The 24,798-nt window shown below is 66.9% G+C and carries 25 protein-coding genes; 7 read left to right on the top strand and 18 right to left on the bottom strand.

Translation table 11 applies throughout. The features are described from left to right. The first annotated feature begins 20 nt into the window (after window positions 1–20). The 3 genes from QT17_RS10535 to QT17_RS10525 are packed head-to-tail and all read left to right on the top strand — an operon-like array spanning window position 21 to window position 2,860. A complete protein-coding gene (locus QT17_RS10535; RefSeq protein WP_039459838.1) occupies window positions 21–1,130 on the top strand; it encodes a carbohydrate ABC transporter permease in 1,110 nt (369 codons plus the stop codon). Further along, window positions 1,130–1,936, top strand: a complete 807-nt coding sequence (locus QT17_RS10530) for a carbohydrate ABC transporter permease (RefSeq protein WP_039459835.1) — start codon at window positions 1,130–1,132, stop codon at window positions 1,934–1,936. The genes QT17_RS10535 and QT17_RS10530 overlap by 1 nt, the downstream gene beginning before the upstream one ends. 15 nt (window positions 1,937–1,951) lie before the next feature. Further along, window positions 1,952–2,860 (top strand): NADPH:quinone oxidoreductase family protein, encoded by a 909-nt coding sequence (locus QT17_RS10525; protein ID WP_039459833.1) that lies wholly within the window; start codon window positions 1,952–1,954, stop codon window positions 2,858–2,860. Here the strand turns inward: QT17_RS10525 and QT17_RS10520 are convergent. Further along, complete coding sequence (locus QT17_RS10520) at window positions 2,855–3,676, bottom strand: ornithine cyclodeaminase (protein ID WP_039459832.1); 822 nt, start codon at window positions 3,674–3,676, stop codon at window positions 2,855–2,857. The genes QT17_RS10525 and QT17_RS10520 overlap by 6 nt on opposite strands. 9 nt (window positions 3,677–3,685) lie before the next feature. Between QT17_RS10520 and QT17_RS10515 the strand changes: the two genes are divergently transcribed. Then, the gene (locus tag QT17_RS10515) at window positions 3,686–4,588 is read left to right on the top strand and encodes an AEC family transporter (RefSeq protein WP_152607388.1); all 903 of its coding nucleotides are present in this window, start codon (window positions 3,686–3,688) and stop codon (window positions 4,586–4,588) included. Here the strand turns inward: QT17_RS10515 and QT17_RS10510 are convergent. From QT17_RS10510 to QT17_RS10490, 5 genes are read right to left on the bottom strand one after another with little or no spacing between them, the layout of a single operon-like run. Next, window positions 4,547–4,933 carry a hypothetical protein gene (locus tag QT17_RS10510; RefSeq protein WP_039459830.1) on the bottom strand — a complete coding sequence of 129 codons (387 nt, stop codon included), beginning with the start codon at window positions 4,931–4,933 and terminating at the stop codon, window positions 4,547–4,549. The two genes, QT17_RS10515 and QT17_RS10510, sit on opposite strands and share 42 nt — an antisense overlap. Continuing rightward, window positions 4,930–5,616: a 16S rRNA (uracil(1498)-N(3))-methyltransferase gene (locus QT17_RS10505; protein ID WP_039459828.1), complete on the bottom strand. Its 687-nt coding sequence runs from the start codon at window positions 5,614–5,616 to the stop codon at window positions 4,930–4,932. The genes QT17_RS10510 and QT17_RS10505 overlap by 4 nt, the downstream gene beginning before the upstream one ends. A 3-nt stretch (window positions 5,617–5,619) precedes the next feature. Further along, the gene (locus QT17_RS10500; RefSeq protein WP_039459826.1) at window positions 5,620–6,384 is read right to left on the bottom strand and encodes a 50S ribosomal protein L11 methyltransferase; all 765 of its coding nucleotides are present in this window, start codon (window positions 6,382–6,384) and stop codon (window positions 5,620–5,622) included. Between the two features lie 4 nt (window positions 6,385–6,388). Continuing rightward, on the bottom strand, window positions 6,389–6,985 hold the full coding sequence (locus QT17_RS10495; protein ID WP_039459824.1) for a metalloregulator ArsR/SmtB family transcription factor: 597 nt from the start codon (window positions 6,983–6,985) through the stop codon (window positions 6,389–6,391). 1 nt (window position 6,986) lies between these two features. Next, window positions 6,987–8,039: an Mrp/NBP35 family ATP-binding protein gene (locus QT17_RS10490; RefSeq protein ID WP_039459822.1), complete on the bottom strand. Its 1,053-nt coding sequence runs from the start codon at window positions 8,037–8,039 to the stop codon at window positions 6,987–6,989. Window positions 8,040–8,113: 74 nt separating this feature from the next. On the opposite strand from QT17_RS10490, the gene QT17_RS10485 reads away from it, so the two are divergent. Both QT17_RS10485 and QT17_RS10480 read left to right on the top strand, forming a co-directional pair. Further along, a complete protein-coding gene (locus tag QT17_RS10485) occupies window positions 8,114–8,701 on the top strand; it encodes a hypothetical protein (RefSeq protein WP_039459820.1) in 588 nt (195 codons plus the stop codon). Between the two features lie 49 nt (window positions 8,702–8,750). Beyond that, a complete protein-coding gene (locus QT17_RS10480) occupies window positions 8,751–11,342 on the top strand; it encodes a valine--tRNA ligase (protein ID WP_039459923.1) in 2,592 nt (863 codons plus the stop codon). Here QT17_RS10480 and QT17_RS10475 read toward each other — a convergent pair. From QT17_RS10475 to trpC, 5 genes are read right to left on the bottom strand one after another with little or no spacing between them, the layout of a single operon-like run. Continuing rightward, window positions 11,326–11,889, bottom strand: a complete 564-nt coding sequence (locus QT17_RS10475; protein WP_039459818.1) for a hypothetical protein — start codon at window positions 11,887–11,889, stop codon at window positions 11,326–11,328. The two genes, QT17_RS10480 and QT17_RS10475, sit on opposite strands and share 17 nt — an antisense overlap. After that, window positions 11,861–13,858, bottom strand: a complete 1,998-nt coding sequence (locus tag QT17_RS10470) for a DHH family phosphoesterase (RefSeq protein ID WP_039459815.1) — start codon at window positions 13,856–13,858, stop codon at window positions 11,861–11,863. The genes QT17_RS10475 and QT17_RS10470 overlap by 29 nt, the downstream gene beginning before the upstream one ends. Further along, complete coding sequence (locus QT17_RS10465; RefSeq protein ID WP_039459814.1) at window positions 13,855–14,169, bottom strand: LapA family protein; 315 nt, start codon at window positions 14,167–14,169, stop codon at window positions 13,855–13,857. The genes QT17_RS10470 and QT17_RS10465 overlap by 4 nt, the downstream gene beginning before the upstream one ends. Window positions 14,170–14,175: 6 nt before the next feature. Further along, entirely contained in the window at window positions 14,176–14,880 is a 705-nt protein-coding gene (hisA, locus tag QT17_RS10460; protein ID WP_039459812.1) for a 1-(5-phosphoribosyl)-5-[(5-phosphoribosylamino)methylideneamino]imidazole-4-carboxamide isomerase, read from the bottom strand. A gap of 4 nt (window positions 14,881–14,884) precedes the next feature. Next, window positions 14,885–15,649 carry an indole-3-glycerol phosphate synthase TrpC gene (gene trpC / locus QT17_RS10455; protein WP_039459810.1) on the bottom strand — a complete coding sequence of 255 codons (765 nt, stop codon included), beginning with the start codon at window positions 15,647–15,649 and terminating at the stop codon, window positions 14,885–14,887. 22 nt (window positions 15,650–15,671) lie between these two features. Between trpC and QT17_RS10450 the strand changes: the two genes are divergently transcribed. Further along, window positions 15,672–16,523: a patatin-like phospholipase family protein gene (locus QT17_RS10450; RefSeq protein ID WP_039459809.1), complete on the top strand. Its 852-nt coding sequence runs from the start codon at window positions 15,672–15,674 to the stop codon at window positions 16,521–16,523. Here the strand turns inward: QT17_RS10450 and QT17_RS10445 are convergent. The 7 genes from QT17_RS10445 to glgP all read right to left on the bottom strand — a co-directional run bounded on the left by QT17_RS10445 (window position 16,474) and on the right by glgP (window position 24,780). Beyond that, a complete protein-coding gene (locus QT17_RS10445; RefSeq protein ID WP_039459807.1) occupies window positions 16,474–16,887 on the bottom strand; it encodes a hypothetical protein in 414 nt (137 codons plus the stop codon). The genes QT17_RS10450 and QT17_RS10445 overlap by 50 nt on opposite strands. Before the next feature lie 3 nt (window positions 16,888–16,890). Continuing rightward, window positions 16,891–17,625, bottom strand: coding sequence for an amino acid ABC transporter ATP-binding protein (locus tag QT17_RS10440; RefSeq protein ID WP_039459921.1), 735 nt, complete (start codon window positions 17,623–17,625; stop codon window positions 16,891–16,893). Then, window positions 17,622–19,595 (bottom strand): TRAP transporter permease, encoded by a 1,974-nt coding sequence (locus QT17_RS10435; protein WP_039459805.1) that lies wholly within the window; start codon window positions 19,593–19,595, stop codon window positions 17,622–17,624. The genes QT17_RS10440 and QT17_RS10435 overlap by 4 nt, the downstream gene beginning before the upstream one ends. Before the next feature lie 63 nt (window positions 19,596–19,658). After that, on the bottom strand, window positions 19,659–20,609 hold the full coding sequence (locus tag QT17_RS10430) for a TAXI family TRAP transporter solute-binding subunit (RefSeq protein ID WP_039459803.1): 951 nt from the start codon (window positions 20,607–20,609) through the stop codon (window positions 19,659–19,661). A gap of 56 nt (window positions 20,610–20,665) precedes the next feature. Then, window positions 20,666–21,454, bottom strand: a complete 789-nt coding sequence (locus QT17_RS10425) for an amino acid ABC transporter permease (protein ID WP_039459800.1) — start codon at window positions 21,452–21,454, stop codon at window positions 20,666–20,668. Window positions 21,455–21,502: 48 nt separating this feature from the next. After that, window positions 21,503–22,267, bottom strand: coding sequence for an ABC transporter substrate-binding protein (locus QT17_RS10420; RefSeq protein ID WP_039459799.1), 765 nt, complete (start codon window positions 22,265–22,267; stop codon window positions 21,503–21,505). A 56-nt stretch (window positions 22,268–22,323) separates the two neighbouring features. Then, entirely contained in the window at window positions 22,324–24,780 is a 2,457-nt protein-coding gene (gene glgP / locus QT17_RS10415; protein ID WP_152607387.1) for an alpha-glucan family phosphorylase, read from the bottom strand. Window positions 24,781–24,798: the final 18 nt, after the last annotated feature.

The raw sequence follows: 24,798 nt of genomic DNA, 5'->3' as shown, positions 1-24,798 counted from the left end.
GGGGTTTTCCCCGAGGAAACATGCGCGACCGCATCGCGGCATTTTTGGTACTTCTCCCCTCCTTGGTGGCGGTGGGCATCTTCGTCTACGGCTTCATCGGGCAAAACCTCTACGTCTCCCTGAGTGATTGGGGCAAGAACCCCGCCCAGGCCCTGGCCGAGGAGCCCACCCTCCACTTCGTGGGCCTCGCCAACTACCAGGAGCTCTTCACCGGCTTTGTGGACGTGCGCTTCCGCCAAAGCGTGGTGAACCTCATCTTCTTCACCCTCTTCTTCATGGCGGGAAGCCTGGGCCTTGGCCTCCTCCTGGCGGTGGCCCTGGACCAAAGCCCCAAAGGGGAAGGCTTTTTCCGCACGGTCTTCCTCTTTCCCATGGCCCTCTCCTTCGTGGTCACGGGGACCATCTGGCGCTGGCTGCTCCAGCCCCAAGGCGGGGTGAACGTCCTGCCCACCCTCCTTGGCCTACCCCCCTTGTCCTTCCCCTGGCTCACCACAAGGGAGCAGGTCTTGGTCTTTGACTGGAACCAACTTCCCTTCTACACCGCCCTTGTGGTGGGCCTCGTACTCCTTTACGTGGCCTACCGGGCCCACCGGGAAGGGGAAAGGAAGCGGCGCTTCTTCGCCCTCCTTTCGGGCGGCGCGCTTCTCCTTTGGGCCTTGACCTTGGGACGGGGCGTGCACCTTCTTCCCTACCCCGAGCCCCACGGCTTCAGCCTGGCCCTGGTGGGGGTGATCCTGGCGGCCATGTGGCAGATGTCGGGGTACACCATGGCCCTCTACCTGGCGGGGCTTAGGGGGATCCCCGTGGAGGTTTTAGAGGCCGCCAAGGTGGACGGGGCCAACCCCTGGCAGACCTACCGCTACGTGATCCTGCCCCTCCTCGCCCCCATCACCCTTTCCGCCATGATCGTCCTGGGGCACATCGCCTTGAAGATCTTTGACCTGATCTTCGCCATGGCCGGCCTAGACTACGCCCCCACAGACGTGCCCGCCATCTACATGTACCTCCTGGCCTTCCGCGGCAACCAGTTCGCCAAGGGCGCGACCATCGGCATCCTCCTTCTCCTCTTGGTGGCGGTGGTGGTGATCCCCTACCTGGCAAGCCAGCTCCGGAAGGAGGTGCGGCGCTGATGGGCCGGGTTATCCTCTACGCCTTTCTCCTCCTCATGGCTGGGTTTTTCCTCCTTCCCGTCTACCTGGTCATCCTCACCGCCCTGAAAGAACCCGCCAAGATCACCCTGGACACCGTCTGGCACTGGCCGGACCCCGTCTACTGGGAAAGCTTCCGCATCGCCTGGGAAGCCTTCCGCCCCAAGTTCCAAAACTCCATGGTCCTGGCCGTCTCCGCCACCCTGCTTTCCGCCCTGGTGGGGGCCTTAAACGGCTACGTCCTGGCCAAGTGGCCCTTCCCTGGGTCCAACCTCCTCTTCGCCCTGATGCTCTTTGGGATGTTCATCCCCTACCAGAGCATCCTCATCCCCCTCTTCCAGTTCGTGAAGGCCATCGGGCTTTACGGGACGCTTTTCGGCCTCATCCTGGTGCACGTGATCTACGGCATCCCCATCATCACCCTGATCTTTAAGAACTACTACAGTGAAATCCCCGACGAGCTGGTGGAGGCGGCCCGGATTGACGGGGCCGGCTTCTTCGGGGTGTTCCGCCACGTGATCCTGCCCCTCTCCGCCCCCGCCTTCGTGGTGGTGGCCATCTGGCAGTTCACGCAGATCTGGAACGAGTTCCTCTTCGCCGTGACCCTGACCCGGCCGGAAAGCCAGCCCATCACCGTGGCCTTGGCGCAGCTCGCCGGGGGGGAGGCGGTGAAGTGGAACCTGCCCATGGCGGGGGCAGTCCTGGCCGCCTTGCCCACGCTTTTGGTGTACATCTTCCTGGGCCGCTACTTCCTCCGGGGGCTTTTGGCGGGGTCCGTGAAGGGTTAGGCGTAGACTGGTCCCATGCAAGCCTGGGTGCAGGAGAAGTTCGGGGGCCCCTTGACGCTCAAAGCGGTGGAAGACCCCACGCCGGGGCCAGGGGAGGTGGTTCTCCAGGTGGAGGCGGTGGGCCTTAACTTCGCCGACCACCTCCTGCGGCTTGGGGCCTACCTCGCCCGGCTCCACCCGCCCTTCATCCCGGGGATGGAGGTGGTGGGGCGGGTGGGCGAGCGGCGCTACGCCGCCCTCATCGGCCAAGGGGGCCTGGCGGAGCGGGTAGCGGTGCCGGAAGCGGCCCTTTTGCCTGTCCCCGAGGGGCTATCCCCGGAGGAGGCCGCGGCCTACCCTGTTTCCTTCCTCACCGCCTACCTGGCCCTGAGGCGGGCGGGGGCGAGGCCGGGGGAAAGCGTCTTGGTCCAGGCGGCGGCGGGGGCCTTGGGCACGGCGGCGGTGCAGGTGGCCAAGGCCCTAGGGCTTAAGGTGGTGGCGGCGGCCTCGAGGCCGGAAAAACTCGCCCTCCCCGAACGCCTTGGGGCGGACCTCACCGCCCCCTACGAGGAGCTACCCGAAAGGGTGAAGGCCCTGGGCGGGGTGGACCTCGTTCTGGAGGTGCGGGGCAAGGCCATAGAGGAAAGCCTCACCCTCCTCAAGCCCAAGGGGCGCCTGGTCTACATCGGGGCGGCGGAAGGAGAAGTGGTCCCCATCCCTCCCCTCAGGCTCATGCGCAAGAACCTCGCCGTGGTGGGCTTCTGGCTCGCCCCCCTCATGGGAGAAAGGCCCCTCGTGGAGGAGGCCTTGGGCTTCCTCCTCCCCCGGCTTGGGAAGGAGCTCAAGCCCGTGGTAGGCAGGGTATTCCCCTTTGCGGAAGCGGAAGCCGCCTTCCAAGCCCTTTTGGACCGGAGCCACACGGGGAAGATCGTGGTCCGGCTATAGGCCTAGGTAGGCCTTGGCCGCCGCCAGGTCAAAGAGGGCGTGCCCCACGCTCTTGAAGAGGACGAAGCGCCCCTCCCCCCGCCGGCCCAAGAGGGCCTCCCGCAAGGGGATGACGGGGCGGGCGACCCCTTGGAGCTCCCCCGCCTCCAAGAGGGCGTCCTCCGTGTCGCAGTAGAGGGCGGCTTGGGCCAAGAGGGCCTCCGGCACCTCCCGCATCTCCGGGCGGTAGCTTCCCACCGCCGCCAGGAATACCCCATCGGGCACCTTAGGGGGCAGGACGGGGGTGGGGCTTGGGGTGGCGGTGACCAGGAAGGCCACGTCCTCGGGGACCTCTTCCCCCGTCCACTCGGCGGCCTCTAGCCCCAGCTCCCGCGCCTTCGCCAAAAAGGCCAACACCCGCTCCCGCCCCCTTCCCCGCACCAGGACCCGGGTGAGGGGGAAGGCCTCGGCAAAGGCCTCGAGGTGGGCCAGGCCCTGGGCCCCCGGCCCCACCACCAGCAAGGCCCCCTCCCGCCTCGGGGCAAGAAGGGTGGCGGCGAGGAGGGAAAGGGCGGCGGTGCGCCTTTGCGTGAGCTCCTCCCCAGGAAGGTGGAAGACCTCCCCCGTGGCGAGGCGCCTCGCCCACACCTCCGCCTGCACCATGGGCGTCCTTTCCGGCTCCACCACCACCAGCTTGCACACCGCCACCTCATGGTCCGCCGCGGGCATCACCAAAAACTGCCCCGTGGGAAGGGGCAGAACCTGGCGCTTCGGCGCCACCCCTCCCTCCAGGAGCACCCGCCGGATGGCCTCCGCCAGTTCCCGGTAGCTCGGCATAGCCCTAAAATGCCCCACATGCAGGCCCTCCTCAACACCGTGGTCCCGGTGGCCCTGGTGGTCCTTTCCGGCTACCTCCTGGGGCGGCGCGTGCCCATGGACCTCTCCACCCTAAGCCGCCTCACCCTCTACCTCCTGGTCCCCGCCCTCATCTTTGACGCCATGTACCGGGCGGAGTACACCCGGGAAGGGCTTTGGGGGCTCGCCTTGGGCTTCACCCTCACCTACGCCCTCCTTTTCCTCGCCATCCAAGGGGCGGGGAGGCTTTTGGGCCTCTCCCCCCAAGCCGCCAAGGGGCTTTTGGTCTGCAGCCTCTTCCCCAACTCGGGGAACATGGGCCTTTCCCTCACCTACTTCGCCCTGGGAGAGGAGGGCCTTAGGCGGGCCGTGGTCTACTTCATCCTCTCCAGCGCGGTCATGTTCGGGCTCGGTCCCGCCTTCATCCGGGGTGGGGGGCTTCGGGAAGGGCTTCGCCTCACCCTGCGCCTTCCCCTCTTCTACGCGCTTTTCCTGGGCCTTCTCCTAAAGGCCCTGGGGATCGCCCTCCCCTTCCGCCTGGACGAGGGGGTGCGGCTCATGGGCCAAGCGGCCATCCCCGTCCTCCTCCTCACCCTGGGGATGCAGATGGGCCAGACCCGCTTCCAGGTGGGCGCCTTTGAGGCCACCGCCAGCGCCCTTAGGCTCCTCCTCGCCCCCCTCCTGGCCTACGGGGTGGGCCTCGCCTTAGGGCTTCCCCGGCTAGAGCACCAGGTCCTGGTCCTCCAGTCCGCCACCCCGGTGGCGGTGAACGCCTTCCTCATGACCCGGGAGTTCGGGGGAGACGCCCTCCGGGTGGCCAGGAGCGTGGTGGTTTCCACCTTCTTCGCCTTCCTAACCGTTCCCCTGGTCCTCTACCTCATCGGGGTCCGGTAGACGGGGGGTTCCCAGGTCCAACTGGAAGAGCACCGCCCCCTCAAAAATCCCCACCAGGCGGTGGTACCCCTCCTGGAGGGGAAAACGGGCCTCATATGCCCCAAGGTTCTCCAGGAAAAGCGCCCGCTCCAGGATTAAGCGCTCCTCCCGGTACCACTTGAGGTGGAGGTAGCCAGCTCGGGGAAGCCGCTCCACCCTCAGGGAAAGCCTCGCCTCACCTTCCCCAGGGACGAGCCTCGCCACCACGAAGGGCCGCTCGGGCGGGGCGGGCTTGCCGGGATCCAGGGGAAGGAAGGTGTAGCGGCAGGCGGAAAGGAAAAGGAGGAGGAGAAGGAGGCCCCTCATCTTCCCTCCCCCGCGGTGCACAGGGCGAGGAGGGCGAGGGCGGCGGTTTCCGCCCGGAGGATCCTCCGCCCCAGGGTGACGGGGGTAAAGCCCCGCTCCTGCAAAAGCTCCACCTCCTCCTCGGCGAAGCCCCCCTCCGGCCCCACGGCCAGGGCCAGGGGCTTTTCCAGGTCCAAGACCCCCCGCACCAGGCGGCTTGCCCCCACGTGGGCCACGAGGCCTTGGGGCACCTCCGGCACCGCCTTCAGGGGAATGGGGGGGAGGACCTCGGGCACCTTGAGCCTTCCCGACTGCTTGGCCGCCTCCACGGCGATGGCCTGGAGGCGCTTAAGCTTCCCCTCCCCCATCTCCTTGGGCACGCTGTGCCGGGTGACGAGGGGTTGGATGCGGGTGGCGCCAAGCTCCGTGGCCATGCGCACCACCTCGGCCAACTTATCCCCCTTAAGGAGGGCCATGTAGAGGACCACCTCCACCCCCACCTCCCGCTCGGGGCGGCGCTCCTCCAGGATGCGGTAGCGCACCGGGGGGCCCAGGTCCACCACCTCGGCCAAGGCTTCCCGCTCGGCGTCAAACACGGTGAAGCGATCCCCCACTCGGGCCCTGAGCACCTCCAGGAGGTGGCGGCTTTCCCGAAGGGAAAGGACGCCGGTGAGGCCGGGGCTATAGGCGCGGTGGGGGCGCATGGGCTACCTCCGGTGGGCGAGGAGGACCCACTCCCCCTCCTCCGCCTCCTCTAAGGGGAGAAGGCCCGCCTCCCGAAGGACCTCCCGCACCAAGGGGGCCTTTTCCTTCAGGATCCCCGTGAGGAGAAGCCTCCCCCCGGGGGCCAAGGCCTCCCGGTAGCGGGGGGCGAGGGCTTGGTGGAGCTCGGCGAAGAGGTTCGCCACCAAAAGGTCAAAGGGGCCATAGGGAAGCGCCTCCTCCAGGCTTCCTTCCAGAAAGCGGACGGAAACCCCATTCCTGCGGGCGTTTTCCTCCGCCTGGGGCAAGACGGTGGGGTCTATGTCCACCCCCAAGGCCTCCGCCCCCAGCTTGGCGGCGGCGATGGCCAGGATGCCGCTTCCCGTGCCCAGGTCCAGCACCCTCTCCCCAGGGGCGAGGTGGCGGGCCAAGGCCATGAGGGCCAGGCGGGTGGTCTCGTGGTGCCCGGTGCCGAAGGCCATGCCGGGCTCAATGACCAGGGGGATCTCCCCTCCCTCCCAACGGTGCCAAGGGGCCAGGACCACGAAGGGCGGGGCCAAGGCGGGCTTCAGATCGCGCCGCCAGGCCTGAAGCCAGTCCTCGTCCGGCACCTCCTCCCAGACCCCCCCGTGGGGCAGGTCCACGGGCGCGGGGAAGTAGGCCAGGACCTCCCCTTCCCGTTCCCAAAGCCCCCGCGCCCCCCGGTCAAAGAGCTCGGGGATGAGGGCGTCCAGTTCCCAGGGCGTGCCCTTTAGGCGGTAGACCCACACCCCGTCATTCTACGCGGTAGCGGCAGCAGCTTCCCCCCTCGGCCAGCCGTTCCTCCCGGTGGATGGGGAGGCCCAAAAGCTCCTGGTAGGCCAAGAGCTCGCTTTGGCAAAGGGCCTCGTGCTCCCGGGAAAGGGCGAGCTTGGGACATCGGCGCTGGCAGAGGTAAAGCCTTCCCCCCTCCTCCACCACCTCCGCCTCGTAGCCCTGGGTCTTGAGAAAGGCCGCCAAGCGCTCCAAGCGCTCCCGCAGGGGAAGGCCCTCGAGGTTCAGGGGGGCGAGGAGCCGCCGGTTCCTTTCCAAAAGGAGCCGCACCACCCCCTCCTTCCCCAAGGCCCCCTCGAGGCCCCTCAGCACATCCCCGCAAAGGGCGGCGTAGGGCGCCCCCTCGTCCTGGGCCTGGTAAAGGCGGTAGGGACGGCCCCGCCCCGGGCAGCGGCGCACCTCCGAGCGCACCAGCCCCCGGGCCTCCAGGTCCTCCAGGTGCTTGCGGGCCGCCACCTGGCTGATCCCCAAGGCCTCCGCCACCTCCTTGGCCGTGCGGGGCTTGACCCTGAGGAGGTCCAAAACCCGTTCCTTGGTGCCTTCCACAAGAAGGGCCATGTCAGGCCATGGGCAAGGCGATGAAGGTCTGAACGCTCAAACTGGCGGCGAGCTCCCGGGCCGCCCGGCGGAAGGCCTGGGCCTCGAGGCCCTCCGGGTCCTTGACCACCACGGGCATCCCCTGGTCCCCGCTTTCCCGCAAGGGAAGGGTGAGGGGGATCTCCCCCAGGAAGCGGGCCTTAAGCCTCTCGGCGAGCCGCCTTCCGCCCCCCTCGCCGAAGATGGGGGTGGGCTTCCCGCAGTGGGGGCAGAGGAAGGCGCTCATGTTCTCCACCACCCCCAGGATGGGCACCTGCACCTTCTTAAACATGTCCGCCGCCCGCTCGGCGTCTATGAGGGCCACCTCCTGGGGCGTGGTGACGATGACCCCGCCGGAAACCTGGGTGAGCTGGGCCAGGCTAAGCTGCACGTCCCCCGTGCCCGGGGGCAGGTCCACCACCAAATAGTCCAGCTCCCCCCAGTTCACCTCCTCCAAAAACTGCTTCAGGGTGCCGTGGAGGATGGGCCCTCGCCAGATCATGGCCTGGCCCGGGGGGACGATGTTGGCCATGGAGAGGACCTTGATGCCGTGGGCCTCCAGGGGGAGGATCCTGCGGTTTTGGTCCACCTTGAGCTTTTGCCCCTCCAGGCCGAACATCTTGGCCTGGCTCGGCCCGTAGAGGTCGGCGTCCAAAAGCCCCACCTGCGCCCCTTCTTGGCGGAGGGCCAGGGCCAGGTTGGCGGCCACGGTGCTCTTCCCCACCCCACCCTTGCCCGAGGCCACCGCCACCACGTGCTTCACCCCGGGGATGGGGTATTTTTCCGGGGGGCGCACCCCCCCGCCGAAGCGGACCCGCACCTCCTCGAGGCCCAAGGGGAGGAGGGCCCTTTGGATGTCCGCCTCAATCTGCCCCTTCAGGGGACAGGCGGGGGTGGTGAGGTTCACCAGGACCTCCAGCCTTTTGCCCTCTAGCCGCACCTCCCCCACCATGCCCAAGGACACCAGGTCCTTCCCCAGCTCGGGGTCCATCACCGTGCGCAGGGCCTCGAGGACCCGCTCTTCGGATAGCGCCATACCGGGCCTAGAGTATACCCGGCGATAGCTTTGGGCAAGGAGCGAAGGCACAATGAGGGCGTATACTCCTCCTTATGCACCCCGCTTGGCAAAAACGCCGCTTCTTTGAGCTCCACTTGGCCTGGCTCATCCAAGGGCCCAAGGGGTATGAACTCCTCTTCAAGGTGAACCCCTATAGCCTCTACCCCACGCGGGAAGAGGCCCTAAAGGCGGCTCAGGAACTCCTCAAGGGGCGCCTGGACCAGGACCCAAGGGTGGGCTCCCACCGGGCCCCCATCCTCCTCTCGGAGGAGGACCGCCACCGCTTTCTCGCCCTCCTCCAAAGCGGCAAAGCCCTCCTACCCCTAGACCGCTACGCCCTCTTGGGGGAGGTGGCGGAGGTGGAGGAGCGCCTTCTCCACCGGGCCCCCTTCCACGACCCGAGCAACGTGCTCTTTAGCCTAAAGGGGGTACCCGTGCGCCTCCTCCACACCCCCCTCAACGACCCGGAGGCGGAAAGCCGGGAGGTGGCCCAAGGAAGCCTGGAAGTCCTCCCGGAGGGCATCCGGGTGGGAGGGGTTTTCCTCCCCATCCCCCCCGAAACCCCCATTGAGGGCCTGGCCTACGAGGAGGCCTTCTTCCACCTGGAAAACGGGCGCTACTACCTCTACGCCCTCCCCTAAGCCCCGCCCTGGCCTTCCCCTAGCCCGCCCGGGTAAAGTGATGGATAGCATGGACCTACCCAAGGCCTACGATCCCAAAGCGGTGGAACCCAAGTGGGCGGAGAGGTGGGCAAAAAACCCCTTCGTGGCCAACCCCAAAAGCGGCAAACCCCCCTTCGTCATCTTCATGCCGCCCCCCAACGTCACGGGCTCCTTGCACATGGGCCACGCCCTGGACAACTCCCTCCAGGACGCCCTCATCCGCTACAAGCGCATGCAGGGCTATGAGGCGGTATGGCTCCCCGGCACCGACCACGCCGGCATCGCCACCCAGGTGGTGGTGGAGCGCCTCCTCCTCAAGGAGGGCAAGACCCGGCACGACCTGGGCCGGGAGGCCTTCTTACAGCGGGTGTGGCAGTGGAAGGAGGCGTCGGGGGGGACCATCCTCAAGCAGCTTAAGCGCCTTGGGGCCAGCGCCGACTGGAGCCGGGAAGCCTTCACCATGGACGAGAAGCGCTCCAAGGCGGTGCGCTACGCTTTTTCCCGCTACTACCATGAGGGCCTGGCCTACCGCGCCCCCCGGCTCGTGAACTGGTGCCCCCGGTGCGAGACCACCCTCTCCGACCTGGAGGTGGAAACCGAGCCCACCCCGGGAAGGCTCTACACCCTGCGCTACGAGGTGGAAGGGGGCGGCTATATAGAAATCGCCACCGTGCGCCCGGAAACGGTCTTCGCCGATCAGGCCATCGCCGTCCACCCCGAAGACGAGCGCTACCAAGGCCTGATCGGCCGGCGGGCCCGCATCCCCCTCACGGACATCTGGATCCCCATCGTGGCCGATAACGCCGTGGAAAGGGAATTCGGCACCGGCGCCCTCAAGGTGACCCCGGCCCACGACCCCCTGGACTACGAGATCGGGGAGCGGCACGGGCTTGAAGCGGTCTCCGTCATCAACCTGGAGGGGAGGATGGAAGGGGAAAGGGTGCCCGAAGCCCTCAGGGGCCTGGACCGCTTTGAAGCCCGCAGGAAGGCGGTGGAACTCTTCCGCGAGGCGGGGCACCTGGTCAAGGAGGAGGAGTACACCATAAGCCTCGCCACCTGCTCCCGTTGCGGCACCCCCATTGAGTACGCCATCTTCCCCCAGTGGTGGCTTTCCATGAAGCCCTTGGCGGAAAAGGTCATAAGGGGCCTGGAGCGGGGGGATATCGCCTTCGTGCCCGAGCGCTGGAAGAAGGTCAACCTGGACTGGCTCAGGAACGTCAAGGACTGGAACATCTCCCGCCAGCTTTGGTGGGGCCACCAGATCCCCGCCTGGTACTGCGAGGACTGCGGGGCCATCAACGTCCCGCGCCCCGAGCGCTACCTGGAAGACCCCACCCTCTGCGAGGCCTGCGGAAGCCCGAGGCTCAAACGGGACGAGGACGTCTTTGACACCTGGTTTTCCTCGGCACTTTGGCCTCTTTCCACCCTGGGCTGGCCCGAGGAGACCGAGGACCTCAAGGCCTTCTATCCCGGGGACGTCCTGGTCTCGGGGTATGACATCCTCTTCCTCTGGGTTTCCCGCATGGAGGTCTCCGGTTACCACTTCATGGGGGAAAGGCCCTTTAAGACCGTGCTCCTCCACGGCCTGGTCTTGGACGAGAAGGGCCAGAAGATGTCCAAGTCCAAGGGGAACGTGATTGACCCCTTGGAAATGGTGGAGCGCTATGGGGCCGACGCCCTTCGCTTCGCCCTCACCTACCTGGCCACCGGGGGGCAGGACATCCGGCTGGACCTCCGCTGGCTGGAGATGGCCCGCAACTTTGCCAACAAGCTTTACAACGCCGCCCGCTTCGTCCTCCTTTCCCGGAAAGGCTTCCAGCCAAAGACGGACACCCCAACCCTAGCGGACCGCTGGATGCGAAGCCGCCTGGACCGGGGAGTACGGGAGATCACCGCCCTCTACGAGGCCTTGGACCTGGCCCAGGCGGCACGGGAAATCTACGAGCTGGTCTGGAGCGAGTTCTGCGACTGGTACCTGGAGGCGGCCAAGCCCGCCCTCAAGGCCGGGAACGCCCACACCTTAAGAACCCTGGAGGAGGCCCTCGCCACCCTCCTCAAACTCCTCCACCCCATGATGCCCTTCCTCACCAGCGAGCTCCACCAGGCCCTCACGGGCAAGGAGGAGCTGGCCCTCGAGGCCTGGCCCGAGGCCCAGGGCAAGGAGGACAAGGAGGCGGAGGACGCCTTTGAAGCGCTAAAGCAGGCGGTGACGGCGGTGCGGGCCCTACGGGCCGAGGCCGGGCTTCCCCCGGGGCAGGAGGTGCGGGTCTACCTGGAGGGGGAAGTGGCACCCGTGCGGGAAAACCTCGAGGCCTTCCGCTTTTTAGCCCGGGCCGAGCTCCTTGAGGAAAAGCCGGAAAAAGCCTTGGTCAAGGCCTTGTCCAAGGTCACCGCCCGGATGCCCTTGGAGGGGCTTCTGGATGTGGAGGAGTGGCGGCGCCGGCAGGAAAAGCGGCTAAAAGACCTCCTAGAGCTGGCGGAAAAGAGCCAAAGGAAGCTCTCCGCCCCCGGCTTCCGGGAAAAGGCCCCCAAGGAAGTGGTGGCGGCGGAGGAGGCCAGGCTCAAGGAAAACCTGGAGCAAGCGGAAAGGATCCGCGAAGCCCTCAGCCAAATAGGGTGAGGCGGGGGTCGTGGGCCTCGCCCGGGGCCTCGGCCACCGCCTCCGCCAGGCGGAGGTTGAGGGTGACGAAGGGAAAGCGCTCCACCGTCTCCAGCTCCACGATGGGGCGCTCGGGGCGGAGGATGTATAGGCGGGCTTCCAGGAGGGTCTGGAAGGGTTTGGCCTGGGAGAGGTGGTCGGAAAGCCGCACCCCCCGGGGTACCAAAAGCGCCCCCGCCAAGAGGTATTCTCCAAAAAGAAAAGCCAGGGACAGCCTTTCCAAAAGCGCCGGGCTCGTGCGGGGCTCCGCCGCCTTGCCCCCCACCACCCACTGGATGCGCTCCTTTCTTAAGGCCAAAAAGCTCGTGCTCGCCTTCAGGTCCTTGGCCTCGGGTGGGTGAAGGTACCCCGGGGTATAGAGGAGGGCCCCGGTCACGGGCAGGTAGACCTTTTCCTGGTTCAAAAGGTCTGCGGTGCCCGAGCCCGGCACCAAGTAGATCATCCCATAGACCCGGTAGGCCTGGGTATAGATCCGGGCCTCATGGGCTTCCCGCGGTTGCTTGTACACGGCTTACCTCCCAGTACGCCAATAACGCCTCGCTGAAGAGGGCCGGGTGCCGCCGCTCGTAGGCGAAGAGGAGCCGCCGGGCGATGTGGGCCTTCAGGGCCTCCTCCGGGGTGTCCAAGGCGGGGGGTATGGCCAGGCGCCGCTTGGCCTCGCTCCCCAAGGCCACGTCCACCCGTCGGACCACGGGGTAGGGGGGGAGGCCGAGCCAAAGGGAAGCCTCCTCCGGGGGCAGGAGGGCAAAGCCCTTGGCCTTGGCGTAGGCAAGCCCCTCCCGGTTCCCTTCCGGGATGTAGACCCCCTCCCCCATCCGGGCCCGGGCCAAGGCCTCCCCCAGGGCAAGGGGGTGGGCGAAGGGCTCCCCCTGGCCAAGAAGCTCCCCGGGCACCCGGAAGTCCAGGGCTTGGGCCTCATAGCTCACGGTGCCGTTGAAGCGGTTTTCCGTGAGGAGGACCGCCGCCTCCAGGGGGTTTGGCACCTCTTTATCCCCCACACGCCAGGCCACCACCCGCACCCCTTGGAGCCGGAAAGCCAGGTGCCTGCCCTCCCCCATGGTCCGCACCTCCTCGGGGCTTCCCGCAAGCAAAAAGAGGGGCTCGGGGTTCCCGGCGCCGAAGGGCTCCAGATCCTGTAAGGCCCGGTAAAGCTCCGCCAGGCGTGAGGCGGGGGGAAGGGGGCCCAGAAGGGGCACCTCCTGCACGGGGTCGGGGAAGCGGGCGGCGTAGGCCTCTATCCGCCTTTGGAACTCGGGGAAGCGGGCCTCGTCCAGGGCAAAGCCCGCCGCCTCCTTGTGGCCCCCAAAGCGCAAAAGGAGGTCCTCTGCCTCCGTAAGCGCCCCCACGGCGCTGATGGGGGGAAGGCTCCGCACCGTGCCCTTCCCCTGGGCCACCAAGAAAACGGGGCGCAAGGTGGCCTCGAGGATCCGGCTCGCCACGATGCCCATCACCCCGGGGTGGCCCTCGGGATCCTGAAGGACGATGGCCTTGGCCTCCGGGTCGGCCTGGGGGAGAAGCCTCCTTAGCATCTCCTCCTCTATGGCCTGGCGACGGGCGTTAAGGCGGTTTAGCTCCTCCACCAAGGCCCGGGCCTCGGCTTCGCTGTCGGTGAGGAGGAGGCTTAGGGCTTTCTCCGCCTCCCCCAGGCGGCTTGCGGCGTTGATGCGGGGGGCGATGCGGAAGGCCACCTCCACCGCCTTGCCCGTGTAGCCCACCGCCTCGGCCAGGAGCCTAAGGCCCACCCAGGGCGAGGCGGGGATGCGGGCGAGCCCCTCGCGCACCAAGGCCCGGTTCCAGCCCCAAAGGGGAGCCACGTCGGCGATGGTGCCCACCGCCGCCAAATCGGCGTAGTCCAGGGGCGGCCCTAGCCCCAGGCGTTCGTGGAGGGCCCAAAGGAGCAGGAAGGCCACCCCCGCCCCCGTGGGGTGTTCCCCAAGCCCGGGGGTGTAGGCGGGGTGGACCACCAGGCCCGGGGGCGGGGTTTCCTTGGGGGTGTGGTGGTCGGTGACCAGGACCTCCAACCCGCTTTCCACCAGCTCCCTAAGCTCGGCGTGGTTGGTGATGCCGCAGTCCACCGTTACGAAGACATCCGCCGCCTCCAAGTGCTCGGGGATGCGGTCCATGAGGACGCCATAACCCTCCTCCAGGCGGTGGGGAATGAAGGGGTGGACCTCGGCCCCCAGCGCCCGAAGCCCCCGCACCAAAATGGCGGTGCCCGTGAGGCCGTCGGCGTCGTAGTCTCCGTGGACGCGGATGCGCTTCCCCTCCCGAATGGCCCGGGCGAGGAGATCCGCCGCCTCCTCCAGGCCCTTCAGGGGTAGCCGGGTAAGGGGGGGCTTCAGGTCCTCCCGCCGCCTAACCCCCCGGTGCCAGTAGGCCAAGGCCGCCTCGGGCCCCACCCCGAAGCCCTGCATGAGGCCAAGCCACTCCGGCACGGAAGGCAGGGGGAGGAGGCGCCAGCGGACCCTTTCCCTCATGGCTCTTCCCGGTCGGGGATGCGGGGGATCTCCTCAATCCGCTCCCGTTTTAGGGCGTTCACCTCCCCCTGGAGCCGCCGCACCTCCCGGAGAAGGGCCCGCCGCCCCCCCATGCCGGCAAGCCAAAGGGCCAGGGCGTAAAGCCCCCCCACCAAAAAGCCCAAGGCGTAGACGGCGGGAAGGACCAGGTAAAGGGGCCACGGCCCCCAGGGGGTGGGCACCTCCAAGAAGGGGTAGGTGAGGTAGAGGTAAAGCCCCGCCCCCGCCACCCCGAGGCTCACCAGGAGAAAGGTCCAGTGGACGAGCTTCATACCCCCCTAGGATACGGCGAAGTCCTTGAGCCGTATCCTACCCTCGTAAAGGGCCTTCCCCACCAAGGCCCCTTCCACGCCAAGGCGCTTAAGGGCGAGAAGGTCCTCCGGCCCCGCAATCCCCCCCCCGGCGATGAGGGTGTGGGGCCAAGCCTCACGCACCCGGGCCACCACCTCCAGGTCCAATCCCTTCAACGTCCCGTCCCGGCGCACGTCGGTGTAGATGACCCAGCGGACACCCATGGCCTCCCAGGTCCGAAGGAGGTCTAGGGCAGAAAGGGGCGTGGCCTCCTGCCAGCCGGAAACCACCACGCTAAGCCCCCGGGCGTCCAGGGCCACGGCAAGCCGCTCTGGGCCCGCTTGGGCCAACATCGTCTCCAGAAGGGCAGGGTCCTTCGCCGCCACCGTGCCCACCACCCCCCGGCTCGCCCCCAGGGAGAGGACCTCCTGTAGGCTCTCCAGGGAGCGGATCCCCCCGCCCACCTGGAAGGGGACGAAAAGCGCCTCGGCGATGCGGGAAAGGGCCTCCCGGTTATCCCCGGTGCCCAGGGCCCGGTCCAGGTCCACCAGGTGCAAAAGCCTCGCCCCCTCTTCCTGCCAGCGGAGCGCCGCCGCCACCGGGTCTCCGTAGGCGGTTTCCGCCTCGGGACGCCCCTCGTAGAGCCGCACCGCCTTGCCCCCCTTGAGGTCCACCGCGGGGATGACCAGCATGGGGCTATCCTACAAGCTCCCGCACCGCCCCCTCCAAGTCAGGGTTGCGCATGAGGCTCGTGCCGATGAGGACGGCGTCAAAAAGCCCTTCCAAGGCCTTGAGTTCCTCCCGTCGGCCATAGCCCGACTCCGCCACCAACACCCCGGAAAAGCCCCGGTCCCGGGCCAGGCGGCCCAAGCGAGGAGCGGTGGAGAGGTCTATGCGCAAGGTGGCGAGGTCGCGGTTGTTGATGCCGAGGATTTCCGCCCCGGCCTCGAGGGCCAGTTCCAGCTCCCTTTCCGTGTGCACCTCCACCAGGGCGTCCAAGCCCAACGCCCTCGCCCTTTCCAGGTAAGCCCCCGTGAGCTCCCCCAGCACCGCCACGATGAGAAGGGCGGCGCTCGCCCCAAAGGCCCGGGCCTCCTCCAGCATGAAGGGGTCCACCACGAAGTCCTTGCGCAAAACCGGGAGGGCTACCCCCTTCCGCACCCGCCAAAGGTCCTCCAAGCTCCCTCCAAAGTGGTGGGGCTCGGTGAGGACGCTAAGGGCCCGCGCCCCCCCACGGGCGTAGGCCTGGGCCGCCTCCACGGGATCCACCTGCCGGATAGCCCCTTCGGAGGGGCTTTGCTTCTTCACCTCGGCGATGAGGGAAAGGCCAGGAAGGAGGAGGGCCTTCCTGAAGGAAGGCACGGGCGGGGGAGCGGGCAGGGGGTACGGGGCCACCTCTTGGGCCCGCTTCCGGGCGATCTCCCCCAGCACCCCCGGCACCCGGGAAAGGTCGGGCCGCATGGGGACATTTTATCCTGGGGCCATGAGGGGCGTGGCCTTGGCCTTGGGGGGAGGGGGCGTGCGGGGGTACGCCCACCTGGGGGTGCTTTGGGTCTTGGAGGAGGCGGGCATCCCAATCCGGGGCCTGGCGGGAAGCTCCGCCGGGGCCCTGGCCGCCTGCGCCTGGGCCTTCGGCCATAAGGACCCCTGGAAGGTGCACCAGGCGGTCTTTGACGAGGAGGTAGCGAACCTGAGGCGTGCGGGAAACCTCCGCCTCCTCGCCCGCCTCTTCTCCGCCCTTAGGCGGCAGGCCCTGGCGGACACCGCCAAGGTGGCCGAGGGCCTGAAGCGCCTCTTTGGCGAGGCCAGGCTCGAGGACAGCCCCATCCCCCTGGCCATCCAGGCGGCGGACCTCCTCACGGGGGAGGCGGTGGTCCTCCGGCAAGGCCCGGCGTGGAAGGCGGTGTTGGCCAGCGCCGCCATTCCCGGGCTCTTCCCCCCGGTGGCCTGGGAAGGGAGGCTGTTGGTGGACGGGGACGTGGCGGAAAAGGTGCCCGTGCGGGCAGCCAAGGCCCTTTTTCCCAAGGTGGTGGCGGTGGACGTGTCCAACCCCCCGCCCAATGAGCCGCCCAAGACGGCCCTCGAGGCCGTCCTCCTGGCGGGCGAAGCGAGCCGCAGGCGGCTTAAGGAGCTGGCCCTGCAGGGGGCGGACCTGGTCCTCTCCCTAGACCCCCCCTTCCCCATAGACACCTTTGACCACGAAAAGCTTCCCCTGGTCTACACTCTCGGGCAGAAGCGCGCCCAGGAAAAGCTTCGGGAAATCCAGGCCCTGTCTCGCCTGCGCCTCAAGGACCTCCCCCACCTCCTCGCCCCAAGGCCGCCTCGGCCCGCCTGAGGAGAAGGGTGAACCCCAAAAGGCCCAAGGGGAAAAGGGCGAGGCCAAAGGGCCAAAGGAGAAGCCCCATAACCCCGAGGAAAAAGGCCAGGGAAGCCCCAAGCCCCGCCGCCACCAAGGGGGCAAGGAGGGTTTCCTCCTTTAGGGCTTGCGTCCCGAGCCAAAGGAGCCAACCCCCGCCCAGGAAGGCCAAGGGCCAAAGGGAAGGGTGCCCAGCCCTGGGCACCAGGGGAGCGAGAAGGAAGAGGAAAAGCCCCTGTAGGCCCAAAAGGGAAAGGGCGTAAAGGCGAAGCCCCCTCCGGCGATGAGGGTAGGGAGCCTTGGGGTCGGCCAAGGCCCTTAGTGCCTGGAAGAAGGGGTCCACGGTTCAATGGTGCAGCACCCGCTCCAGGAAGGCCCGGGTCCTTTCCTCCCTGGGCCGGGTGAAGATCTCCTCCGGCCTCCCCTCCTCCACCACCTGTCCCCGGTCCATGAAGATCACCCGGTCCGCCACCTCCCGCGCAAACCCCATCTCGTGCGTCACCACCAGCATCGTCATCCCACCCCGCGCCAAGTCCCGCATCACGTCCAACACCTCCCCCACCATCTCCGGGTCCAAGGCGCTCGTGGGCTCGTCAAAAAGCATCACCTTCGGCTCCATCGCCAACGCCCGGGCAATGGCCACCCGCTGCTGCTGACCCCCCGAAAGCTCCCCCGGGTACTTCCGCGCCTGGTCCAAAATCCCCACCCGCTCCAAGAGCTCCAACGCCTTCCCCTCCGCCCTCTCCTTGGACCAGCCCCGCACCCGCATGGGCGCCAAGGTGATGTTCTCCAAAACCGTCATGTGGGGAAAGAGGTTGAACTGCTGGAAGACCATCCCCACCTCCCGCCGCACCTCCCTCAAGGCGCGCTCCTCCTTCACGTTGCGCCCGTCCACCACCACCTCCCCCTCCTGGAAGTCCTCCAGGCGGTTGATGCACCGGATGAGCGTGCTCTTCCCCGAGCCCGAAGGGCCGATGATGACCAGCTTCTCCCCGGGAGCCACCTCCAGGTGGATGCCCCTCAGCACGTGCAGGGAGCCAAACCACTTGTGCAGGTTGTGGATGCGGATGATGGGCCTCATGGCGTCCTGAGCCTTTGCCATAGATATACCCCCAAGAGGAGAACCCCGCCCAGGAGGTCGGTCTGTATACCGGGAGTCACCAGGCTCAGCGCCGCCAGCAACAGGACCAAGCGGGCGAGCCAGCCCATGGGTTTATGCAAAAAGCCAAGGGTGGCGGCAGCGAAGGCCACCATGCCCGCAAAGCCGCTGAGGGCCACCTCTAAGCCCTCGAGCCACCCGCTCACCCCAATCAACAGCAGCTTGGGGTTAAAGAAGAACATGTAGGCCAAAAATGCCGTGCGCATCTCGTAGATAAAGCCCTGGATCCCCGTTTTCCAGAAATCCGACTTGGCGATGGCGCTGGCCGCATAGGCCGCCAGCGCCACGGGAGGGGTGGAATCGGCCATGATGCCGAAGTAAAACACAAAGAGGTGCGCGGCCACCGGAGGCACCGCATAGCCCGCTTTCTCGGCCAGATTAAGCACCACGGGAACCACCAAGGAGGCCATGACGATGTAGTTGGCGGTGGTGGGAAGGCCCATGCCCAAAAGGAGGCTCGTGAGCTGGGCCAGAACGAGGACCAAGATGAGGTTCCCCCCGGAAAAGCGCTCCACGATGTCCGTGAGGCCGAAGCCAATGCCGGTCATGGTGACGATGCCCACAATCACTCCGGCGGTGGCCGTGGCCAGAGCGATACCCACCATGTTGCGGGCGGCGGCTTCCAGCCCCTCCACCACCAGCCAGACTCCCCGGACCAGACCAGCCCCTAGGCCCCGCCCTTGGCGAAAGGCCCAGTAGGCTTCCTGAAGCAGGATGAGGCCGATCAACAGACCCACCGTGTTCAGGGCCGCCCGCTCCGGGGTCAGGTGGGCTATGACGAGGGCGTAGATGAGATAACCTAGAGGGATTAGGTAGTGGAAGCCCGAGCGCAACACGGGGCCCACCGGAGGCAGCTCGTGGCGGGGTACTCCCTTTAGGCCCATGCGGAGGGCCTCGAGGTGGACCACCACAAACAAGGTGGCGTACGCCAAGATGGCGGGCAAAGCGGCCATCACGATGAGATCGCCATAGGGGATCTGCAGGAACTCAGCCATGATGAAGGCCGCCGCCCCCATAACCGGGGGCATCAGCTGGCCGTTGGAACCCGAGGCCACCTCTATGGCCCCCGCAGTCTCGGGGGGATACCCCACCCGTTTCATGAGGGGGATGGTGAGGCTCCCCACCGTCACCACGTTAGACACGGACGAACCGGACACCATGCCGTGAAGGGCGCTGGCCACCACCGCCGCCTTGGCAGGCCCTCCACGGTAGGTCCCTAGGAGGGCATAGGCCAGTTGGATGAGGAATCGGCCCGCCCCCGCTTTGTCCAGCAATGCGCCAAAGAGGACGAAGAGGAAGACGAAGGTGGCGGAAACCCCCAAAGGCACCCCCCAGATGCCCTCGGCGGTGGTGTAGAGCTGGCCCACAAGCTGGCTCCACTGGCTTCCGGCGTGGAGCTGGAGCCAGGAGGGCAGGCTAAAGGGAAGAAGCCCCTTGGGGCCCGTGAGGGCGTAGAGGACGAAGACCGAGGCGATGAGGGGCAGGGCGGGCCCCACCACCCGCCAGGCGGCGAGGAAGAGGACGAGGAGGGTGAGGGTGCCGAAGGCCACGTCCCTTTCGCTCGGGATGCCCCCCCGAAGCTGGGTGATGCCGTAGTAGTCCACCACCACGTACAAAGCCCCCACCACGCCCAGAAGGGCCAAGGCCCAGTCCAAAAGGGGAATGCTTTCCTTAGGCCCCCGCCTTCCCGGGTAGGCCAGGAAGGCCAAGGCCAAGGCGAAGGCCAGGTGGACCGCCCTGAGCCGAAAAGGGTCCAGGGTGCCCACCTCCGTGGCCCAAAGCTGGAAGAGGCTCCAGGCCACCCCCAAACCCAAAAGGAGGAACCGCCCCACCCCCTTAGGGCGCCTTCCCCCAAGCTCGCTTTCCTCCACCAAAAGGTTGGCGTCCGTCATCCTTCCTCCTTCACCGCCAGGGAAAAGGGGCCCCGGGCGGGGCCCCTGGCCAACGCTTTCCGCCTACTTCAAGACCCCTAGTTCCTTGTAGAAGCGCTCCGCCCCAGGGTGCAAGGGGATGGGAAGCCCCTTCATCGCCCTTTGCAGGCTAAAGAAGCGCTCCAGGTTGGGGTGGATCTTCTTGAAGGCCTCCTGGTTGCCGAAGACCGCCTTCATGAACTTGTACACGGCGTCGGGGGAAAGCTTTTCCGAGGCGATGAGCATGGCCTGGACCGCCACCGTGGGGGTGGTGACGTCCACGCCCTTGTAGGTGCCGCCGGGGATGTTAAAGCCCACGTAGAAGGGGTACTTTTTGGCGATGGCCTGCACCTTGCCCAAATCCACCGCCACCAGGGTGATGGGGGTGGTGAGGGCCAGCTGCTGGATGGCGCTCGCCCCCAGGCCCACGGTGTAGAAGAGGGCGTCCGCCCGCTTGTCCTGCATGAGCTGGATGCCCTGGGTGGCGCTCACCCGAATGGCCTGGCCCAGGTCCTCAAAGCGGAGGCCGTAGGCCTCGAGGATCTGCCTGGCGTTTTGCTCCGTGCCGGAGCCCACATCCCCCACCACCACCCGCTTGCCCTTGAGGTCGGCCACGGTGCGGATCCCGGCGTCGGCCCGGGCCACGATGTGGATCACCTCGGGGTAGAGGGCGGCCAGGGCCCGAATGCTCTTCACCGGCTTGCCCTCAAAGGCGGGGATGCAGCAGCCCTGGTAGGCGTAGTAGGCGATGTCGTTTTGGGCCAAGGCCATCTCAAACTCCCCGGCGGCGATGGCGTTGATGTTGGCCACACTCCCCCCGGTGGAGCGGGCGTTGGCCCTGATCCCCACGTTGGCATCGTTCACCAGCTTGGCCATGCCCGTGGCCACGGGGAAGTAGACGCCGGTGGTGGAACCAGACCCGATGGTGATGAACTCCTGGGCGAAGCCTAGCCCCAAGAGGGCGAACCCTGCAAGCAGATAGCGTTTTAGCCGCATCTTTACACCTCCTTAACCGAAGGCAGTATACCGGGGGCCCCAAATGGGGACAACCCCTAGCGCCCCGGCACCTTCAAGCGCGTTTCTAAGCGGTTGGTAAAGGCGGTGAGCACCGTGGTGAGGAGGAGGTAAATGGCCGCCACCGCCAAGTACACCTCCACCGGGCGGAAGGTGGCGGAGATGATCCGTTGCCCGGAAAGGGCGAGCTCGGTGAGGGCTATGGCGCTGGCCAAGGAGGAATCCTTAAGGAGGGCCACCACGTTATTCACCAAAGGAGGCACCACGATGCGCAGGGCCTGGGGCAGGACCACGAAGCGCATGGTGTCCGCCGGGGAGAGCCCTAAGGACCAGGCCGCCTCCCACTGCCCCTTGGGAATGGCCTGGATCCCCGCCCGCACCACCTCGGCGTTGTAGGCCCCCACGTTGAAGGAAAGGGCGATGAAGGCTGCCCAGTAAGGGGTCAGGGCCTGCTGGGCCTCGGGCCAGAGGGGCTGGAGCAAAAGGGGCAGAGCGTTATAGGCAAAGAGGATCTGCACCAAGAGGGGGGTACCCCGGGTTACCCAGATGTAAAAGGTGGCGGGAAGCCGCACCCAAGCCCGGGAGGAAAGCCGAAACATCCCGGCAAAGACGCCGATGATGAGGCCCGCAAGCCCCGAGATTAAGGTGAGCTTTAACGTGATCTCCGCCCCCAGGGCCATGGCCTGGCTGGCGGAGGCCGCCCGCTCCGGGCCGAAGCCCGTGAGGAGGAAGTAGCGCTCCAGGGCAAACCCCAACAGGGCGAAGAAGAGGAAGTAGCCCCCCAAGAGGAGGACCAGCAGCAAGAGGAAGCGAAGCCAAAGGGGCATGGGCAGAAGAAAACCCCAAGGGCCAAGGGCCCTTGGGTCAAAAAAGGGCTACCGGCAGCGCACGTCCTCCCCAAACCACTTCTTGGAGATTTGGGCGTAGGTGCCGTCTTTCATCAGCTCGGCCAGGGCCCCGTTTAAGGCGTCCAGGACGCTCTTGTTGCCCTTGGCCACCGCCATGGCCACCTTTTCCTGGAAGACGAGCTCGCCCAGCTGGAGGGTGTTCTCCAGTTTGCGCTCCTTGATGGCCTCCTTGGCCACGAAGCGGTCGGTGATCCAGGCGTCCAAGCGGCCCGCCAGGAGGTCTTGCAGGGCATCCGGGTCCTTCTGGTAGGTGCGCACCTGCTTGATCCCGGGGATCTTCTGCGCCGCCTCCATATAGGTGGTGCCGATCTGCACGCCCACCACCTTGCCCTGGAGGTCCTTGGCCGTTTTGGGTCCCCCCTTCTTGCTCACGATCACCCCACCCGTGCAGTAGTGGGGGTTGGTGAAGTCCACCGCCTTGGCCCTTTCCTCGGTGATGCCGTGGGAGGCGATGACGAAGTCAAACCGGCCCTGGTTGAGCTGGATCAGGAGGCTATCAAAGGCCTGGGTGATCCAGACCGGCTTCAGGCCAAGCTTCTTGGCGATGGCGTTGCCCAGGTCAATCTCAAAGCCGGTGAGCTGGTTTTTCTCATCAAAGTAGTTGAAGGGGGGGAAGGCCCCCTCCGTCCCGATGCGGATCTCCCCGGAGCGCCTGATCTGGTCCATGCTCCGCACCTGGGCAAGCCCCAGGGAAAGCGCCAAAAGCCCTACCAAGACAAGTAGCTTTTTCATGTCATACCCCCTTGCGTACACCGCAAGATTATAACGCCCCTTTGCCCGGGGCAAGCCTAGGCCCAGCGCACCCACCCCACCCGGCCGGTGATGGGATGCCTTAGGGCAAGGCGCACCCCGTAGGCGTAGCTTCCGGGCCGAGGGGGGCGGTAGGCCAGGCTATAGCCATCCCCTTCTGGCTCCAGGGGCACCACCCCGAGGGCGCCATCCGCCCGGCGCACCACGAGCTCCACGGCCACAAAGGGCCGCAGGGCCTCGGGCACCTCCCCTTCCACCCAGGCCCGCACCCGCATGGGGGTGCCGTTTAGGGTGAGGTCCCCCGGCACCTCCACCTTGAGGCTTAAGGCAAAGAAGGCGGGGAGGGCTTCGTGAAAGGCCCTAAGAAGCTCCCCCTGGGCCCTAGCCCGCTCGGACCAAGCCTCTCCCGTCTGGTAGAGGGCCTCGTACTCCCCCACCATGCGGGCGGCGCTAAAGCGGGACCCCACGGTGCGCAGGCTCTCGTGGACCATGGAAAGCCAGCCGGAGGAGTAGCCCTCGGAGCCCACGGCGTAAAAGAGGGGGAGAACCTCGGACTCCAACACGTCGTACAGGGCCTGGGCGTCCGCCATGTCCTGGGCCTCCTCGCTCTCGTAGATGCGCTCATCCCCGATGGCGAAGCCGTTTTTGCCGTTGTAGGCCTCGGCCCACCAGCCGTCCAGCACGCTCAGGTTCAGGGCGCCGTTCAAAGCCGCTTTCATGCCGCTCGTTCCCGAAGCCTCCATGGGGCGGCGGGGGGTATTGAGCCAGACATCCGAGCCGTGGACCAAGACGCGGGCCAGGTACATATCGTAGTCCTCCAGGACCACCATGCGGTCCTCGAGGCCCAGTTCCCGAATCCGGGCCACCAGCTCCTGCAGGTAGGCCTTCCCCGGCTCGTCCTTGGGATGAGCCTTGCCGGCAAAGACGAACTGGACCGGGTAGGGCCCCCGCACGATCTTAAGAAGCCTTTCAGGGTCCTTGAAGAGGAGGACCGCCCGCTTATAGGTGGCGAAGCGGCGGGCAAAGCCGATGGTGAGGGCCTCCGGGTCCAAGGCCCGCTCCGCCTCCCGCAGGCGGCTTGGGCTTTCCCCGTTGCGGCGGCGCTGCTCGTAAAGCCTGCGGCGCACCTCCCGCACCAAGTCGCCCCGGAGCTCTTGGTGGATGCGCCAAAACTCCTCCCCCAGGCCTTCCACCTTCCAGGTGGAGAGGTCTTCCGGGCGCTTGAGCCACTCGGGCCCGAAGACCTCGGCGTAGTGGCGGCGGAGGCGGGGATGGAGGAAGGTCCAGGTGTGGACGCCGTTGGTCACGTGGCCGATGGGGACCTCCTCGAGGAGAAGCCCAGGCCAAAGGTGGTGGAACATGCGCCGGGACACCTCCCCGTGAAGCCGGGACACGCCGTTGGCCTGGGCGCTGGTGGAAAGGGCCAGGTTGGACATGGAAAAGACCCTGCCCCAGGGCTTCTCCTCGAGGCCCAACGCCAGCACCGCCTCCCACCCCACGCCCAGGCCCTCAAGGAAGCCCCCCAGGTAGCGCTCCAAGAGGTCCAAGGGAAAGACATCGTGCCCCGCGGGCACAGGGGTGTGGGTGGTGAAGAGGGCCCCAGCCCGGGCCAGCTCCAAGGCCACGGGGAAGGAGTGCCCCTCCGCAAGAAGCTCCCGAAGTCGCTCCAAGCCCAAGAAGGCCGAGTGCCCCTCGTTCATGTGGAAGACCTGGGGGGCAAGGCCCAAGGCGCGCAGAAGCCGCACCCCCCCGATGCCCAAGACCATCTCCTGCAACAGGCGCATCTCCAAGCCCGGGGCGTAGAGCCGGGCGGTGATGGCCCGGTCCTCGGGGGCGTTTTCCGGCAGGTTGGCGGTGAGGAGATAGACGGGCACCGCCCCCACCTGGACCCGGTAGGCCCCCAAAAGAAGCCGCCGCCCGGGCAGGTCCAGCCCCACCCTTAGGGGCCGGCCCTCGGCGTCTTGGACGGGAAGAAGGGGAAGTTCTTCGGGGTGTAAGGGTTCATAGACCTCAAGCTGTGCCCCCTCCGGGGAAAGGCGCTGGTGGAAGTAGCCCTCGTGGTAGAAGATCCCGACCCCCACCAAAGCCAGCCCCAGGTCACTCGCCGCCTTCACGTGGTCCCCGGCCAAGACCCCAAGCCCCCCAGAGTAGATGGGCAAGGAGCTGTGGAAGCCGTACTCCGCGGAAAAGTAGGCCACCAAGGGCCCCCGCTTGGCCCCCCGTTCCTCCAAGTAGCGGCGCAAGGCCCCCACCACGGCTTCCACCCGGGCGGGGTAGCTGGTGGTGGCCAAGGCCTCGAGGCGGGCCGGGTCCACCTCCAAGAGGAGCTTCACCGGATTTCCCCGGAAGCGCTTCCACAGCAAAGGATCTATCTCTTGAAAAAGCTCCGCCGCCTCAGGATTCCAGCTCCACCAAAGGTTATAGGCCAGTTCCCTTAGGCCCTGCAAGGGCCCAGGTAGGAGGGGCATGGCGGTGATGTGGCCAAGGGTTCTCACGGGGGGAGATTATACCCA

This window comes from Thermus sp. 2.9 (genome assembly GCF_000794385.1).
GTDB lineage: Bacteria > Deinococcota > Deinococci > Deinococcales > Thermaceae > Thermus > Thermus thalpophilus.
The sequence above is the reverse complement of the archived record's forward strand: the minus strand, read 5'-3'. Positions and strand labels throughout refer to the sequence as shown.

Coding starts and splice junctions, on each gene's coding strand:
- QT17_RS10535 (WP_039459838.1), top strand. CDS start 21: ATGCGCGACCGCATCGCGGCATTTTTGGTACTTCTCCCCTCCTTGGTG.
- QT17_RS10530 (WP_039459835.1), top strand. CDS start 1,130: ATGGGCCGGGTTATCCTCTACGCCTTTCTCCTCCTCATGGCTGGGTTT.
- QT17_RS10525 (WP_039459833.1), top strand. CDS start 1,952: ATGCAAGCCTGGGTGCAGGAGAAGTTCGGGGGCCCCTTGACGCTCAAA.
- QT17_RS10520 (WP_039459832.1), bottom strand. CDS start 3,676: ATGCCGAGCTACCGGGAACTGGCGGAGGCCATCCGGCGGGTGCTCCTG.
- QT17_RS10515 (WP_152607388.1), top strand. CDS start 3,686: ATGCCCCACATGCAGGCCCTCCTCAACACCGTGGTCCCGGTGGCCCTG.
- QT17_RS10510 (WP_039459830.1), bottom strand. CDS start 4,933: ATGAGGGGCCTCCTTCTCCTCCTCCTTTTCCTTTCCGCCTGCCGCTAC.
- QT17_RS10505 (WP_039459828.1), bottom strand. CDS start 5,616: ATGCGCCCCCACCGCGCCTATAGCCCCGGCCTCACCGGCGTCCTTTCC.
- QT17_RS10495 (WP_039459824.1), bottom strand. CDS start 6,985: ATGGCCCTTCTTGTGGAAGGCACCAAGGAACGGGTTTTGGACCTCCTC.
- QT17_RS10490 (WP_039459822.1), bottom strand. CDS start 8,039: ATGGCGCTATCCGAAGAGCGGGTCCTCGAGGCCCTGCGCACGGTGATG.
- QT17_RS10485 (WP_039459820.1), top strand. CDS start 8,114: ATGCACCCCGCTTGGCAAAAACGCCGCTTCTTTGAGCTCCACTTGGCC.
- QT17_RS10480 (WP_039459923.1), top strand. CDS start 8,751: ATGGACCTACCCAAGGCCTACGATCCCAAAGCGGTGGAACCCAAGTGG.
- QT17_RS10470 (WP_039459815.1), bottom strand. CDS start 13,858: ATGAGGGAAAGGGTCCGCTGGCGCCTCCTCCCCCTGCCTTCCGTGCCG.
- QT17_RS10465 (WP_039459814.1), bottom strand. CDS start 14,169: ATGAAGCTCGTCCACTGGACCTTTCTCCTGGTGAGCCTCGGGGTGGCG.
- hisA (WP_039459812.1), bottom strand. CDS start 14,880: ATGCTGGTCATCCCCGCGGTGGACCTCAAGGGGGGCAAGGCGGTGCGG.
- trpC (WP_039459810.1), bottom strand. CDS start 15,649: ATGCGGCCCGACCTTTCCCGGGTGCCGGGGGTGCTGGGGGAGATCGCC.
- QT17_RS10450 (WP_039459809.1), top strand. CDS start 15,672: ATGAGGGGCGTGGCCTTGGCCTTGGGGGGAGGGGGCGTGCGGGGGTAC.
- QT17_RS10440 (WP_039459921.1), bottom strand. CDS start 17,625: ATGAGGCCCATCATCCGCATCCACAACCTGCACAAGTGGTTTGGCTCC.
- QT17_RS10435 (WP_039459805.1), bottom strand. CDS start 19,595: ATGACGGACGCCAACCTTTTGGTGGAGGAAAGCGAGCTTGGGGGAAGG.
- QT17_RS10430 (WP_039459803.1), bottom strand. CDS start 20,609: ATGCGGCTAAAACGCTATCTGCTTGCAGGGTTCGCCCTCTTGGGGCTA.
- QT17_RS10425 (WP_039459800.1), bottom strand. CDS start 21,454: ATGCCCCTTTGGCTTCGCTTCCTCTTGCTGCTGGTCCTCCTCTTGGGG.
- QT17_RS10420 (WP_039459799.1), bottom strand. CDS start 22,267: ATGAAAAAGCTACTTGTCTTGGTAGGGCTTTTGGCGCTTTCCCTGGGG.